The 15,002-nt window shown below is 47.9% G+C and carries 15 protein-coding genes; 10 read left to right on the top strand and 5 right to left on the bottom strand.

Translation table 11 applies throughout. The annotated features are described in order from the left end of the window. Positions 1 to 117: 117 nt before the first annotated feature. The 3 genes from KNQ12_RS01935 to KNQ12_RS01925 all read left to right on the top strand — a co-directional run bounded on the left by KNQ12_RS01935 (position 118) and on the right by KNQ12_RS01925 (position 4,155). Entirely contained in the window at positions 118 to 2,010 is a 1,893-nt protein-coding gene (locus tag KNQ12_RS01935) for a beta-glucoside-specific PTS transporter subunit IIABC (RefSeq protein ID WP_214746034.1), read from the top strand. Between the two features lie 24 nt (positions 2,011 to 2,034). Continuing rightward, complete coding sequence (gene bglA, locus KNQ12_RS01930; RefSeq protein WP_214746030.1) at positions 2,035 to 3,492, top strand: 6-phospho-beta-glucosidase; 1,458 nt, start codon at positions 2,035 to 2,037, stop codon at positions 3,490 to 3,492. 105 nt (positions 3,493 to 3,597) lie between these two features. Continuing rightward, positions 3,598 to 4,155, top strand: coding sequence for a ribonuclease FAU-1 family protein (locus KNQ12_RS01925; RefSeq protein WP_214746027.1), 558 nt, complete (start codon positions 3,598 to 3,600; stop codon positions 4,153 to 4,155). Positions 4,156 to 4,172: 17 nt separating this feature from the next. On the opposite strand, the gene KNQ12_RS01920 is transcribed toward KNQ12_RS01925, so the two are convergent. Next, positions 4,173 to 5,384: an MFS transporter gene (locus KNQ12_RS01920; RefSeq protein ID WP_055968362.1), complete on the bottom strand. Its 1,212-nt coding sequence runs from the start codon at positions 5,382 to 5,384 to the stop codon at positions 4,173 to 4,175. A gap of 130 nt (positions 5,385 to 5,514) precedes the next feature. Here KNQ12_RS01920 and KNQ12_RS01915 point away from each other — a divergent pair, with 130 nt between their 5' ends. Together KNQ12_RS01915 and KNQ12_RS01910 are read left to right on the top strand one after the other, a co-directional pair. After that, complete coding sequence (locus KNQ12_RS01915) at positions 5,515 to 6,084, top strand: GNAT family N-acetyltransferase (protein ID WP_214746025.1); 570 nt, start codon at positions 5,515 to 5,517, stop codon at positions 6,082 to 6,084. A gap of 3 nt (positions 6,085 to 6,087) precedes the next feature. Then, positions 6,088 to 6,711, top strand: coding sequence for a hypothetical protein (locus KNQ12_RS01910; RefSeq protein WP_214746023.1), 624 nt, complete (start codon positions 6,088 to 6,090; stop codon positions 6,709 to 6,711). On the opposite strand, the gene KNQ12_RS01905 is transcribed toward KNQ12_RS01910, so the two are convergent. Then, positions 6,694 to 6,999: a hypothetical protein gene (locus KNQ12_RS01905; RefSeq protein WP_035397073.1), complete on the bottom strand. Its 306-nt coding sequence runs from the start codon at positions 6,997 to 6,999 to the stop codon at positions 6,694 to 6,696. The genes KNQ12_RS01910 and KNQ12_RS01905 overlap by 18 nt on opposite strands. A 247-nt stretch (positions 7,000 to 7,246) precedes the next feature. Here KNQ12_RS01905 and KNQ12_RS01900 point away from each other — a divergent pair, with 247 nt between their 5' ends. Genes KNQ12_RS01900 through KNQ12_RS01890 form a run of 3 tightly spaced genes read left to right on the top strand, consistent with a single transcriptional unit; the run spans position 7,247 to position 9,215 of the window. Then, the gene (locus KNQ12_RS01900; RefSeq protein WP_023468485.1) at positions 7,247 to 7,465 is read left to right on the top strand and encodes an AbrB/MazE/SpoVT family DNA-binding domain-containing protein; all 219 of its coding nucleotides are present in this window, start codon (positions 7,247 to 7,249) and stop codon (positions 7,463 to 7,465) included. Positions 7,466 to 7,490: 25 nt separating this feature from the next. Continuing rightward, entirely contained in the window at positions 7,491 to 7,991 is a 501-nt protein-coding gene (locus KNQ12_RS01895; protein WP_023468484.1) for a cation:proton antiporter regulatory subunit, read from the top strand. A gap of 3 nt (positions 7,992 to 7,994) precedes the next feature. Continuing rightward, positions 7,995 to 9,215: a cation:proton antiporter gene (locus KNQ12_RS01890; protein WP_023468483.1), complete on the top strand. Its 1,221-nt coding sequence runs from the start codon at positions 7,995 to 7,997 to the stop codon at positions 9,213 to 9,215. A gap of 49 nt (positions 9,216 to 9,264) precedes the next feature. Here the strand turns inward: KNQ12_RS01890 and KNQ12_RS01885 are convergent, their stop codons facing one another. Then, positions 9,265 to 9,789, bottom strand: coding sequence for a dihydrofolate reductase family protein (locus KNQ12_RS01885; RefSeq protein WP_023468482.1), 525 nt, complete (start codon positions 9,787 to 9,789; stop codon positions 9,265 to 9,267). Positions 9,790 to 9,872: 83 nt separating this feature from the next. On the opposite strand from KNQ12_RS01885, the gene KNQ12_RS01880 reads away from it, so the two are divergent. Next, positions 9,873 to 10,781: a helix-turn-helix transcriptional regulator gene (locus tag KNQ12_RS01880; RefSeq protein WP_214746022.1), complete on the top strand. Its 909-nt coding sequence runs from the start codon at positions 9,873 to 9,875 to the stop codon at positions 10,779 to 10,781. Positions 10,782 to 10,837: 56 nt separating this feature from the next. After that, positions 10,838 to 12,853: a Na+/H+ antiporter gene (locus tag KNQ12_RS01875; RefSeq protein WP_023468480.1), complete on the top strand. Its 2,016-nt coding sequence runs from the start codon at positions 10,838 to 10,840 to the stop codon at positions 12,851 to 12,853. A gap of 85 nt (positions 12,854 to 12,938) precedes the next feature. Here the strand turns inward: KNQ12_RS01875 and KNQ12_RS01870 are convergent, their stop codons facing one another. Beyond that, positions 12,939 to 13,382 (bottom strand): NUDIX hydrolase, encoded by a 444-nt coding sequence (locus KNQ12_RS01870; RefSeq protein WP_214746019.1) that lies wholly within the window; start codon positions 13,380 to 13,382, stop codon positions 12,939 to 12,941. Positions 13,383 to 13,537: 155 nt separating this feature from the next. After that, complete coding sequence (locus tag KNQ12_RS01865; RefSeq protein WP_058264915.1) at positions 13,538 to 14,953, bottom strand: NAD-dependent succinate-semialdehyde dehydrogenase; 1,416 nt, start codon at positions 14,951 to 14,953, stop codon at positions 13,538 to 13,540. Positions 14,954 to 15,002: the final 49 nt, after the last annotated feature.

Genomic DNA, 15,002 nt, shown 5'->3' with positions numbered 1-15,002 from the left:
TAAGCCTTCTGTTGATTAATAACATGTTAAATTTAATTATTTATGTATTGATTAATTGTGCATGTACAATTAAAATGAAAGGGTATTCAAGCGTCATATTCAGGGGAGGGACACGATATGGGCAAGGTTCGCGATTATCAACAATTGGCGCATTCGATATTAGAAGCTGTCGGTGGCGAAGACAACGTCATCAGCGCCGTCCGATGTGCAACTCGACTTCGTCTTGTCTTGAAACGATCGGATTCGTCAGCTAAGGAAACAGTCAGTGCACTACCTGGCGTCATTACGGTCGTTGAGTCTGGCGGGCAGTTTCAGGTCGTCATTGGTCAACACGTCGGAGAAGTCCATCAAGAATTTTTGAAGCTCGTCGATTTGGAACAATCGGAAACGGAAGAGGCGCCGAAAGGGACGGTCCTCAACCGAATCATTGCGACGATGTCAGCCGTCTTTGCACCGTTCGTCTACATCTTAGCTGCAGCGGGGATTCTGCAGGGAACTTTGATTTTGACGACGCTCGCTTTTCCGGCATTTGCGAAGACAGGTACTTATGAAGTCTTCAGCTTCATCTCATGGGCACCGTTTACGTTCTTGCCGATTTTCATTGCCATCACGGCAGCGAATCATTTTAAGGTCAACGCCTTCATCGCGGTCGCCTGTAGTGCGGCACTGGTCAGTCCAACATGGGCAGATATCGCAGCACGCATCACTGCCGGTGAATCCATCACGTTCCTAGGAATCGCTTTATCCGGTACGACGTATACGTCATCGGTCTTACCGCCATTATTCCTCGTCTGGATGTTGTCCTATGTTGAGCGATTCCTGAACAAGACGATTCATGAAGTCATTCGTCCGTTGTTCGTTCCATTCTTCAGCATGGTGTTGATGGTGCCGCTTACGATTCTCTTGATCGGACCGATCACGACACTTGGTGCAGAAGGAATCGCAAACGGGTATAACTACTTAGCGGAGAATGCTCCTGCGGTAGCTGGTCTCATCATCGGTGGCTTCTGGCAAGTCATCGTTATCTTCGGTGTCCACTGGGGTGTCACGCCGATGGTGCTCGCAAACTTTGAGCAATATGGTCGCGACTCGTTCCAAGCCTACCAAACGATTGCTGTCATCGCCCAAATCGGTGCTGTCATCGGGGTCATCTTGAAAGCACGTAACAAAGAAACGAAAAAAGTCGGGGTTTCAGCCGGACTGACAGGTATCTTCGGTATCACGGAACCGGCTATCTATGGGGTGACGCTCCGTTTTAAAAAACCGTTCATCTATGGCTGTATCTCGGGAGCAATCGGCGCTGTCACGGCAAGTTTCTTTAAACCGTATTACTTTGCCTACGCCGGATTACCGGGACCATTGACGCTCGTCAACGGCATCGATTCCGACTATCCATCGTCGATCATCGGCTTATTGATCGGAACAGCGATTGCCTTGATTCTACCGATCGTCTTGATTCAAGTGTTCGGTTTCGGGGAGCAGGCTGCTCCGGTTGTAGCACCTGAAAGTACAGCGACACCAGTTGCAAAACAAGAAGTCAGCGCAACTCTGACAAACGAAGAGACGCTTCGCGCACCACTTGAAGGAAAAATCGTTGCTTTATCAGATGTACCGGATCCTGTCTTTGCTTCCGGTGCGATGGGACAAGGGGTAGCGATTCGTCCGACGAACAACCGGGTCACGGCTCCGTTTGACGGTACCGTCGTCATGGTCGCCCCGTCAGGTCACGCGATCGGATTACGCTCGACGAGTGGTGTCGAAGTCTTGATCCATGTCGGTCTTGAGACCGTGACGCTCGACGGTAAACCGTTTACTCTTCACGTCAAAGAAGGCGAATCCGTGACGACAGGCGATCTACTCGTAACGTTTGATGCGACAGCGATTGAAGCGCATGGACTTGAGACAATCACGCCAATCATTATCACGAACACGCAGAGTTATGCGCAAATCCTACCGACGGACGAGACGGTCACGACGGCAAACACACAGATCTTGACGATCATCAAGTAAGAGAAATAGAAGGAGGACATGAAGATGAAGACATTACCAAACGATTTCTTATGGGGCGGTGCGTTAGCAGCGCATCAATTCGAAGGCGGCTGGAACGCTGGTGGAAAAGGACCGAGCGTCGTCGATGTATTGACGGCAGGGGCGCACGGTGTCGCTCGTCGCATCACGGATCAAGTAGAAGAGGATGAATTTTATCCGAACCATGAAGCGATTGATTTCTATCATCGTTATAAAGAGGACATCGCGCTGTTCGCTGAGATGGGACTGAAGTGTCTCCGGACATCGATCGGTTGGAGTCGGATTTTCCCGAACGGGGACGAGACAGAACCGAACGAAGAAGGACTGAAGTTCTATGATGACGTCTTCGACGAATTACTGAAATACGGCATCGAACCGATCATCACATTGTCGCACTTTGAGATGCCACTCCACCTCGCACGTGAATACGGTGGATTCCGAAACCGAAAAGTAGCGCTGTTCTTCGAAAAATTCGCGGAAGTCTGTTTCACACGTTACAAAGACAAGGTTAAGTACTGGATGACGTTCAATGAGATCAACAACAAGATGGACGTCAGCAATCCATTATTCCTCTGGACGAATTCCGGTGTCCTCCTCGACCCGGAAGAGAACGCGATGGAAGTCATGTATCAAACGGGACACCACGAGTTACTCGCAAGTGCACTTGCCGTCGCGAAAGGGAAAGCGATCAACCCGGACTTCGAAATCGGAGCAATGGTCTCGCACGTACCGATCTATCCGTACTCATCGCACCCGGAAGATATTCTGCTCGCTGAAACATCGATGCGTCAGCGCTATTTCTTCCCGGACGTCCAAGTCCGCGGCTACTACCCGTCTTATGCGTTAAATGAGTTCAAACGGGAAGGGTATGATATTCCGATCCTAGACGGTGACGCAGAAATCTTACGAAACGGAACAGTCGACTATCTTGGATTCAGTTACTATATGTCGACGACCGTCAAACATGATGCTGTCGTCAATAACACGGGAAATATCGTCAACGGTGGTCTCGCGAAAGGCGTTGAGAACCCATACATCCAGTCGAGTGATTGGGGTTGGGCGATTGATCCGGTTGGTCTGCGCTATGCGATGAATCGTCTATACGATCGTTACCAGATTCCGTTGTTCATCGTCGAAAACGGCTTTGGTGCAATCGATACGATCGAGGATGGTCAGATTCATGACACTGCGCGAATTAATTACTTGCGTGCGCATATCGAAGCATTCAAAGCAGCTGTACTCGAAGATGGAATCGAATTGATTGGTTACACGCCGTGGGGCGTCATCGACATCGTCTCCTTTACGACAGGGGAGATGAAAAAACGCTACGGCATGATCTACGTCGATCGGGATAACGAGGGTAACGGATCGATGGAACGGATGAAAAAGGATTCGTTCGATTGGTATCGTCACGTCATCGAGACGAATGGTGCTGCGTTACACGGTTCAGAGACGGCCAAATGATGAAGTAAGGGGTAACGGAAAAAATCCGTTGCCTCTTTTTTTAAAGAATTAGAATGAAAAAGAAGTGGGGTATGGCACACTAAGGAAAAAACGGAGGACCGGTAAATGATTAAAAAACGCTATGCCGATCGACGTGACTGGCGTCGCATCACACAACGACACTATGTTCATGAACAAGTAGAAAACAAAGTGTTCAAAGGACATGTGACACTCCTTCAACTGATTGAAGTCACTTCACCGTTAGACGTCCGATATGGTGACGAAACGATTCGAATCGCTGACGCTGGTTACGTCTGGGTACAACAATTCCCAAGCGATGCCCATCATGCCGTGACCTCGATGTTTGACGCCACAGGTCAGTTGGTACAAAACTATATCGATATCTGTCTTCGTACTGGAGTGGAAGACGGACGTATCTACTGGGAGGATCTGTTTCTCGATCTGATCGTTTTGCCATCGGGAGAAGTCTTGTTAGTCGATGTGGACGAACTGGAAGCAGCACGGGAGCAAGGGGACGTCTCAGAAGCGGAATACGCGCTCGCTTTAGCGGAAGCAAAACAACTGCAAAAACAACTACAAGACGCAACTTTTCCGCTCGTCGCACACGTTGAAGTAATGAAAGAACGGTTAGAATTGCAACTCAAACAGGGAACACCGCGTTGACGGGGTTCCCTGTTTTTTTAGGCATGTCGTTCTTCGTTGATCTCGTTCGTTGCGAAATACTGTTGCTTGCGCGGGAGGAGAACCAATCCAAGGAAACAGATTGTCACGATCACGAGGAGACCGGCAAATAGAATCGTACTGAAACGAATCGACCAGATGTCACCGAGCAGACCGATCGCGACGATCGCTAGAATCTGTAGCAGACTGACGCCGACACCGTATAGACTCGTAAAGCGTCCCATTAAGTGGAGTGGAATATTCGTCTGTTGGAACGTCAAGAAACCGGTTCCCGCAAATGCGTGAAAACTACCGAGCAACAAGAAACCAGTACAGACGATCGAAAACGAATTCGCATTCGCATACAGCATGTAACCGACAGCGACAAATACATAGCCGATCGTCAGCATCGTCCGAATGGAGAGGGTTTTAGCGTAGCGAGCGACGACCCAGCTGCCGGAGACGGAACCAATCCCAGTCAGACTCATCAGTAAACCATAGTCGGTTTCCGATAACCCGATGCTTCGCTGTAAAAAGATGACTTCTTGTGTATCAAGCGCAAGTGTCGCGATCATCATCAGCATCGCGAGGATATACAATCCGGTCACGTAGCGTGCACTTTTGCTGAACTGATAGACAAGCCGCCAATCGGATATAATGTCTTGCAGCCGCATCCCTCGTTCGACCGCAGCAGTAAAACGCGGCAAGCGCATCAGCAGGACAGCTGATCCGAAAAACGAGACAGCGTTGAGCCAAATGGCAACGTCAGCAGAAGCAACATAGAGCAGTCCTCCAGCGAGAGCAGGCCCGATCAAAAAGGCACCAGACGTGATCAGACTACGATAGGCATTGAACGACGCCCGATCGTTTTGAGGAACAAGCGTCGTGATGTAGGTCAACGTTGCCGGTTCAACGACCGCTTTGATGATGGCTAAGGCGATCAAGTCGATGTAAAGCAACGATAGTGGTAGAAATGGCATGATACCGATTAAGAAAGCACGCAACAAATCAGTCTGAATCAATAGTCGACGTAAGTCGGATCGGTCGACCCAACTTCCCGCGAACGACTTGATGACGAGAGAGACGACCGGACTGATGATCCAAAGCGCAGCAACGGCTGACGCAGAGCCGGTCAAGCGATAGATGTATACGTTGATCGCAACGAGATAAATGAAGTCACCAAACTGTGAAATACCGAGCGCACTTAAGAGGATTCGTTCCCGAGAAGACATGACAGCATCCTTTCTTACATCATTTTCCAATAGTATACCAGAAAATTCAGATAACGTTTTCGTATATCTCTATACTTTTTATGGAAGAGTGGGTATACTTGGAAAAAATCAAAGGAAGAAGGGTTCAATCATGTTAACGACCATCGATTTATATCAAGCTTTGCCTGTACTTGAAACGGAACGACTTCGTTTGCGACCGGTTCGCACAGAAGATGCAGCAGATATCTATGCCTACACGAAAGATGAAGAGACGGCGCGTTATGTCAGCTGGCATGCGCATAAAAGCCTCACGGATTCTGAACAATTCGTCGATCACATCCTTCGTCAATACGAACAAGGGAATCCGGCACCTTGGGCGATTGAAGACAAAACGAACGGACGAGTCATCGGAACGATTGATTTCATCAAAGTCTCGTTTGAGCAACAGCAAGCAGAACTCGGTTATGCGCTGTCGCGCGAGTACTGGGGGAAAGGTTTGATGCCGGAAGCGGCAGCGCGTCTCGTGCAGTACGGCTTTGAGACACTCGGACTCGAGCGCATGCATGCCCGTTGTTTTGTTGCGAATGATGGATCTGCTCGTGTCATGGAAAAGATCGGTATGACGTTCGAAGGGATCTCGCGGAGTGCTTTATTCGTTAAAGAGCGTTTCTGGGACTTAAAAATTTACGCGATCACGCGTAGCGATTACGAAGGGAAGTAAGCGATGGGTTCACGACTAATGCATGCCTACATCGGACAACGATTGATTACGTTACTTCCGGAACTAGACCCTGCTCGATTCCTTATAGGTACGATCGCTCCTGATGCACGCCACGACGAGAAGGAGCAAGCCCACTATTATACGGGTGAATTAGCGAGCGGAACACGAGCGATTGACTACGAAGCGTTTTGGAGAGACTCGGCGTCTTGGAATCCATCTTTTCGAAGTGGCTATTACGTCCATCTGATAGCGGATGATATTTGGTTACGCGGTTTTTATATGGGGTGGTTACTGCAAGCGATCATAGCTGAAGCCTCGATTGGTTCAAGGTATCATGATGACTTCAGGCGGTACAATACACGCATTGCTCCGTTCGTGAACTGGAATGAACAAGCGATCAACGGAGCGCTTCATGAAGTGAGTGTGCAGTCGAGATGGAAAGCACTTCCGCATTTCATTAGAGAGGTAGAGGAGGATCGACGAACCGTTCTGCCACAAGAATATGATATCTTGTTGCCGTGTCAATTGGATGGATATATCGAAACAGCGATTGAACGTTCCTTCCATCACTTAGGTGAAAAAGGGCTAAAGATTGTTCCGACCAAAGAATCATCTCCGAATCATTGAAATGACCCATTTGACGATCCCGAATAAGATGTAGCAGCATCCGTTCAGCAGACCAATCCACATCAGGTTAATCAGACTTTCTAAACCTTCAAACCAATCCATGACTGGTGTAACGAATAAAGCGAATACAAAAAGTACCATGACGGTCCAACTGACGGTTGGAATCAGGAAGAGAATTGTTAAGCCGGCGACTACAGCTGGTACGATTCGTTTATAGATAAGATAGATTGCTGCCACGTTCAACGATAAAATATAGATTACAAACGCAATTAAAAATAATTGCGACATAAAATCACCTCCGAATAACAATAAGACGAAGAACGCATCCATTTAGATTAGGATGCGTTTTTCTATGTTTATTGTAAGATGTCTTGAAAATAATCGTATGCATACGGTTGAACAAAAAGAAAATCGATTTTTAAATTTTAATTCAAAGCAAAACACTCGGAATAAGTTTAGAACTATGTTATATTGGAAATAAGAAAAGTAAGGAAGTAAGGAATACAAGAAAAACACAGAAAGAAGGAAGTTCGTGATGGAGCTATCAAAGTTAACGTCAAAAGGACAGATCACCATCCCCAAAAAAATTCGGCAGGCCTTGCAAGTGGAGGAAGGAGATCGCGTGGCATTCATTGAGGAGGACGGGTTTGTCATCATGGCGAAAGCGGATTTGAAACAGCTGCATGACCTTCAAGATATATTGAGCGATGAGACGTTCAAGACACTCATCCACAAAGCAAATCATCATTTGTAAAAACAAAAAAAGGAGGAAATAACAGATGGATATGCGCGAAGTAGATTTACCAGGAATCGGACGGAAGTTCGAAGGCATCACGACACGAGGAGATAAGGTGGTCGTCATCGTCCATGACGACGGACGACGCGAAATGCATCATTATGATGACGATGATTTTGATGAGAGCATCTCGAGCGTGACGTTCAATGATGCAGAAGCTCGTCAGATGGCAGGGATTCTCGGAGGATTATCTTATAAGCCAAAGGATCTTGAAAAAATTGAACTCGCGTTTGATGATCTCGTCATCGAGTGGTTCAAAGTCGGTCAGGATTCAAAGGTCAACAATCGAACGATTGGGGAACTCGATGTCCGTAACCAATATGACATCTCGATCATTGCAGTGCTTAAACATGACCGTTCGAAATCGTTAAATCCTGGACCAGAAACGCGCCTTGAAGCGGGAGATACGATTGTCCTGTCAGGAGAACGTCAAAACGTCCGTCACATCACGAAAGCATTATTCTCAATCGAAGGAGGCGGATAATATATGGATCATCTCATATTTGAAGTCGGTACCGCGCTTATCTTAGTGGCGATCGCGGCAGTGCTCGCGAACAGACTCAATTTCTCAATCATCCCGTTTCTGATTATTCTCGGGATGATTGTTGGACCGCACGCTCCGACAATCGGGATACTAGACTTCAAGTTCATTGAAAGTGCTGAGTTCATCAGTTTCCTCGGACGAATTGGCGTCCTATTCCTCTTGTTCTATCTCGGACTCGAGTTCTCGATCGGTAAGTTGATCCGGTCTGGAAAATCGATCGTCACGAGCGGAACGATCTATTTATCGATTAACTTTACAGGTGGTTTACTCTATGGATTCATCGCCGGATTCCCACTCTATGAAGTACTCGTCATCGCCGGAATCATTACGATCTCCTCGAGTGCGATCGTGGCGAAAGTCCTCGTTGATCTCCGCCGGACTGGTAACACGGAGACGGAATTGATTCTTGGAATCATCATGTTCGAGGACATTTTCCTCGCTGTCTACTTGTCGGTCTTATCGGGACTGCTTCTCGGTGGTGGGACGACATTACTCGCATCCCTCACATCGATCTTGATCGCCCTCGGCTATATGTTGTTGTTCTTCATCGTCGCTCGGAAGGCAACACCGCTTTTGAATAAGATGCTGAAGATCGCCTCGGATGAAGTCTTCATCATCGTCGTCTTTGCTGCCTTGTTCTTCATCGCCGGATTCTCAGAAACGATTCATGTTGCAGAAGCAATCGGGGCGTTGTTACTCGGCCTCGTCTTCTCAGAAACCGACCAAGGTGAGCGGATCGAACATCTCGTCGTACCATTCCGTGATTTCTTCGGTGCGATCTTCTTCTTCAGTTTCGGATTGAGCATCGATCCGACGATGTTACTTGACGCCGTCTGGCTCGCACTCGGTGCCGTCGTCATCACGATCATCGGGAACTACGTGGCCGGTATGATTGCGGGGCGTAAAGCAGGCTTGTCACACAAAGCATCCTCGAACATCGGCTTGACGATTGTCTCGCGTGGGGAATTCTCGATCATCGTCGCGAATCTCGGAATCGCTGGTGGGTTGATGGACATCTTGTCACCATTCTCTGCTTTATACGTCTTGATTCTCGCCATTCTCGGACCGTTGATGACGAAGGAATCAAAACGGATTTACAACGTCATGAATAAAATCTTCAAGTGGACGGAACCAAAAGCGAAAAAGACGAAGAAAAATGCCTGACTGATATAAACGAACAACCGGTTCGCTTTCCCGAACCGGTTGTTGTTGTTTAAGTCAAGACTTCATACGTCGCCATCAGGAATTGTCCCGAATGGCGACTCGCTGTCAAACGAAGATTGGTTTCACTCGTTCCTTCCGGAAACAGCGGGATACCTGTTCCAAGGATGACAGGGGCGATCGCCAGTTCAATCGAGCGGATGCGCTTTAAGCGCAACGCTTCTTGAATCAACTCGCCACCACCGATCAGCCAAACGTTACCTTCGATCGTTGGCGAAATCCGGTCGAGCAGTTGATCGAGCGGTTCATCCGTATAGGTGACCGTCTCAGACGTTCGTTGCGTCCGGCTATAGATATAACTCGGAATATCTGCGTAAGGGTATGTCTCGCTGAGTTGTAGGACTTCATCATATGTTTTTCGTCCCATGATGACGGCACCGACTTGATCATAGAACGCTTGATAACCATTATCCCCGTCTCCGGCAACGGCAAATAACCAATCAAGTGAACCATCGAGTCTGGCAATTTTCCCGTCAAGACTACAAGCGATATAAAGAACGGTCGTAGGTTGTGACATCCATAATTCCTCCTTTTGCATCGTGTGACTTCATCTTAGCGTATAATGACGACAAAAGATGTCGTCATTATAGGAGGAACTGTATGAATACGAGACAATGGCGTTTAGTACGCTTGTTAAACCGGGGCGAACACTTCTCTGCACGGATGCTCGCGGAAGAATGTCAGGTGTCGATCCGGACGATTCAACGAGACATGACGGTACTTGAAGCAAATGGTTATCCAATCTATAGCGAACCTGGCGTAGCAGGGGGGTACCGGATGTTGCCACATCGGAACATGCCGCCACTCGTTTTGACGGATGAAGAGACGATTGTCTTCTTCATCCTTCTGGAATGGATTAGTCAGATTCCTGATTTTCCATTCGGAACGATTCGTCAGGAAGTCGCTGAACGCTATGCGAACGAGTTACCGAAGATGACGGAGCAACAGATCGTAAAATGGAAAGACCGCTTTCGCTTTCAAGCTGTCGATACACCACCGTCGCCGCAAAATCCTGCGTTACTCGACTTGTTAGAGAGCGGACGGATGGGGAATATTCTCTATGAGACGACAAAAGGACGACGCATGATCGTCGTAGATCCGATTGGTTTATCGTTCGAACAGAATCGCTGGTACTTCTATGGACAGACGAATCGAGGGTATCGCCAGTTCCGTGTTGATCGGATCAAAGACGTGACGCTTCATGAGTTGCCAGCAACCGAGTTAACCTTTTCAGATTTGGAACAAGACATGACACGGGTACCGATGACGACGTTAAAACTGGAAGTATCACCATTAGGCGAACGGTTGCTAGAAGGGATTTTACCAATTCAGTCGGAACGAACATGGTTGGTTCCGGAAACCGAACTGCCGTATCTCGGACGCCAATTGATGCGGCTCGGTCCGGAAGTGCGAGTCCTTGAACCACTCGAACTTAGGGAGCATTTGATTCGTCAAGCAGCAGAAATGATTGCTGTGCAACGGTCCGATAAAGCGCTCGGACAGGATTGATTAAAAAACTATGTTAGGATATAGGTAGAAAGAAACAATAGAGGAAGGGGTCTTCCATGGAAACACTATCATTGATTTTATTGATGCTTGCGCTTATTTTATTGACGCAAGTCATCGGACATTACATCCGTTTCATCCCAACGGCTTTGATTCAAATCATTGCCGGAACCGTCGCCGCTCTCCTGATGAGTGGTTTGACAATCGAGGTCGAATCCGAGTGGTTCCTCCTCTTATTCATCGCACCGTTACTTTACAACGATAGTTCTCACTTCCCACGAGAAGATTTATGGCGGATGCGGACAGCGATCTTCGGGAACGCGATCATTCTCGTCTTGTTGACGACGATCGTCGGAGGGTACTTCATCAACTGGTTGATTCCAGTTATTCCAGTCGCTGCTGCCTTTGCTTTAGCTGCGATTTTATCGCCGACCGATCCGATTGCCGTCAACGGGATCGCGAAACGTGTCCAGATTCCAGAACAGATTCTGACACTCGTCCGTGGAGAATCACTGATCAATGACGCTTCAGGATTAGTTGCGTTCAGTTATGCGGTCGCTGCTGTCGTCACAGGGTATTTCTCGCTTCAAAGTGCAACGACGGAGTTCTTCTACATGTTCATCGTCGGAGCATTGATCGGATTGACGATTTCGCTCGCGATGAACTTTCTTAAGGTACGCTTGCGTCGCGCCGGCATTGAAGATGTCGTCTTTTATGCTTTGCTGCAAATTTTAACGCCGTTCATCATCTTCTTCATCGCCGAAGAAGGGTTTCACGCGTCAGGCGTCATCGCCGTCGTGACAGGTGGTATCTTGCATGCCTTGATCAAAGAACGGACGGAAACGTTCTTTGCACAAGAGCAGACGTTGACGGATAACATCTGGACGATGATTGCGTATACGTTAAACGGGATCATTTTCTTATTGCTTGGTTTGACGTTGCCAGAAGCGACACGCGAGATTTTTGCAGATGATGCGATCAACAACTGGCGTCTCATGCTATATGTCATCGAAATCGGTTCATTCATTCTCGCGATCCGTCTCGTCTGGACGATGTTCTTCAATTGGTTCGATCATCGGTTCTTTAAAAAAGAGGACCGCGATCATCGTCGACCGTCCTTCAAACAAGATTTAATCACGACACTGGTCGGGGTTCGCGGAACGATCACGATGGTCGGGGTCTTGTCATTACCGTTCTTGACGGAGTCCGGCGAAGCCTTCCCGGAACGCTCATTGATCATCTTCCTTGCAGCGGGAGTCATCATCTATACACTCGTTCTCGCAACGATTCTCTTACCGGTCTTGAACCGGGGAGAAGCGGCTACACCGATCGCACTCGACCTGAATGCCCAAAAACAACGGATGATTCGCCGTGCAATCTCAGAAATCAAACAAGTGACGGACGAAGACAATGCGGTCGTTGCGTTTGATCTCCTTAATGAGTATCATGTCATGCTTCGGTTGCTTCGGGCACAGGAAAAAAGTCAGGAAGAGCTCGATCAATTCAATGATCAATTGAAAGCACTGCGACTGGAAGCCGTCCAGTGGGAAAAGGAAGAATCAAAACGTTTCGTCGCTGAGCACAAGGTGCCGGATCTGTTGAAGAAGGATGTCTTCCGCTCGATCGAAAACCGTCGTAAGGCGATCGGCAAGGATTCGCGTTTCCAAATCGTCCAACCGATTCGAAAATTGTGGTGGAAGCGGAAACGATCGAACATGTCATCTGACGCGTTGATTCAAATGACACAAGTCGAGCATGAACTGTATGAAAAGGTAATGGGCACAGTGATCGAACGTCTCGAGAATTGCCGCTCATCGTACCCACCAGACGTCGTTCAAAGTGTGCTGGAATTCTATAAACGACTTCGCTTCAAACATACGCGTTGGTCGTCACCAATCGGTGGCAAGGACGTCGATCAGCAAAAAGAAGAACTTTGCTTGAAAGCTATCGAAGTTCAGCGTCTTGAAATCGCGAATATGTCGAAAGAAGGGGATCTCTCGAACGAAGAGGAGAAGGAATTACGTCGCTTCATTCACTACATCGAGAGTGTCGTTCTCTACGAATACGTCGAATAACAACGAGACTGTTCGTTTGTCACATATTTAAAAGGAGCACGTTTTCTCTGAAAAAGAGAATCGTGCTCCTTTTGTGCGTCTTGATTTAAATCATGTATAGCGTCTTTTGGACTGCGTAGCGTTGATGGTCGTGAAATAGATGTTCGATTGCTTCAACCGGGTCGATCCATCGTAAGGCATGATCATCCTCAATCGGATCTTGTACTTTCTGCCCAGCATCACAACGATAGAACTGCCCTTCGTTCAAATAATATGCCGTTTCGTTTTGTGAATAGAAATGTTGATTGGCTCGTCCGATGAAATCACCGATTTCGATGTCCATCCCCGTTTCTTCTAGTACCTCTCTTTTAAGACAGTCTTCATACGTCTCATAGGTCTCGATACCGCCACCTGGAAGAAACAACTTACCGTCCTTTTTTTGAATGACGGCAATTTTACCTGTTTGAGAGTTGCGCATGACCGCATAAACAGCAGGTCTTGTTATGTAGTGTTTGTTCTGTTCTTGTTGCACGAAGGTGATGACATCCATTCTTAAATCACTCCTTTTCGTATAATCATTTGAATTCAATCATACCTTACAAAATAGTATGTAAGCATGCCAAACAAAAACCCCTCATTTCACTCAAGAAATGAGGGGTGACCTATGGGTAAAGATCGTTTGTTTCAAACGAAATGTTTAATTGATTAACCGAGCGACAAGTATTTGACTTCGAGATAATCTTCGATGCCGTAGACGCCACCTTCACGGCCAAGACCACTCTCTTTATAGCCACCAAATGGAGCTTGTGCAGCAGATGGTGCGCCATCGTTCAGACCGACAATCCCGTATTCGAGTCGTTTTCCGAGCATCAATGCTTCATCGATGCGTTCAGAGAACGCGTAAGCCGCAAGTCCGTATGGTGTGTTGTTCGCCCGTTCGATGACTTCATCAAGCGTCTCAAAGACAGAGATCGGTGCGAGCGGACCAAACGTCTCTTCCTGCATGCAAAGCATGTCTTCAGTGACATTGGCAAGCACGGTTGGAGTGACGAAGTAGCCGACCGATTCGTCAATCGTACCACCAGTCAGGATCGTTGCCCCTTTTGCGACAGCGTCATCGATGTGTGCTTTGACTTTTGCGACGGCTTTCGCATTGATCAATGGACCAACTGTCGAGTCAGCGTCCATCCCGTTCCCGACTTGCAGTTGTTTGACGGCTGCTGTGAATTTTTCCGTGAATGCGTCAAGAACAGACGCTTGCACGTAGAAACGGTTCGTCGCGACACACGCTTGTCCACCATTTCGGAATTTAGAGCGCATCGCGCCTTCGACGGCTTTATCGAGATCCGCATTTTCCGTGACGATGAAGGGTGCGTGACCACCGAGTTCAAGTGACAATTTTTTCATCGTATCGGCTGCTTGACGCATGATCAATTTCCCGACGGCTGTTGAACCTGTGAACGTGATTTTCCGGACACGGGAATCGGCTTGCCAGACGCCACTGATTGTTGCTGCGTCACCTGTTAGGACGTTGATGACACCTTTAGGGATACCTGCTTCTTCTGCTAGTTCAACGAGGCGAAGTGCCGTAAACGGTGTCTCTTCCGATGGTTTAAGGACGATTGTACAACCTGCTGCAAGAGCCGGTGCGAGTTTGCGTGTGATCATTGCTGCTGGGAAGTTCCATGGTGTGATCGCTGCGACGACACCGACCGGTTCTTTTTCGACGAAGAGTCGTTTCCCTGGAACAGAAGCCGGAATCGTTTCACCGTAAATCCGACGTGCTTCTTCAGCGTACCAACGGACGTATTGATTGCCGTAATCGACTTCGCCAAGTGCTTCGACGTACGGTTTCCCTTGTTCCGTCGTCATGATGCGGGCGAGTTCCTCGCGGTTTTCATTGATCAAGCGATACCAGGCGTCGACTAAATTCGCGCGTGTGTCTGCTGTTTCATTTGACCACTTAACGAATGCTTCGCTCGCTGCGTCAACGGAACGTTGTGCGTCTTCCGCTGAACTTGCTGGAACATGTCCGAGCAATGCTTTCGTTGCTGGGTCGTAGACCGGAATCGTTTCTGTCGTATCGTACCATTCACCATTAATTAAGTTCTTTTCAATCATCTTGTTGCACCTCCGCGAATTTCATTACGTCCTTTATTAAACACCTCAA

Origin of the sequence: Exiguobacterium sp. s11 (assembly GCF_018619015.1) — a bacterium.
GTDB lineage: Bacteria > Bacillota > Bacilli > Exiguobacteriales > Exiguobacteriaceae > Exiguobacterium_A > Exiguobacterium_A indicum.
This window is presented reverse-complemented; position numbering and strand designations above follow the sequence as displayed.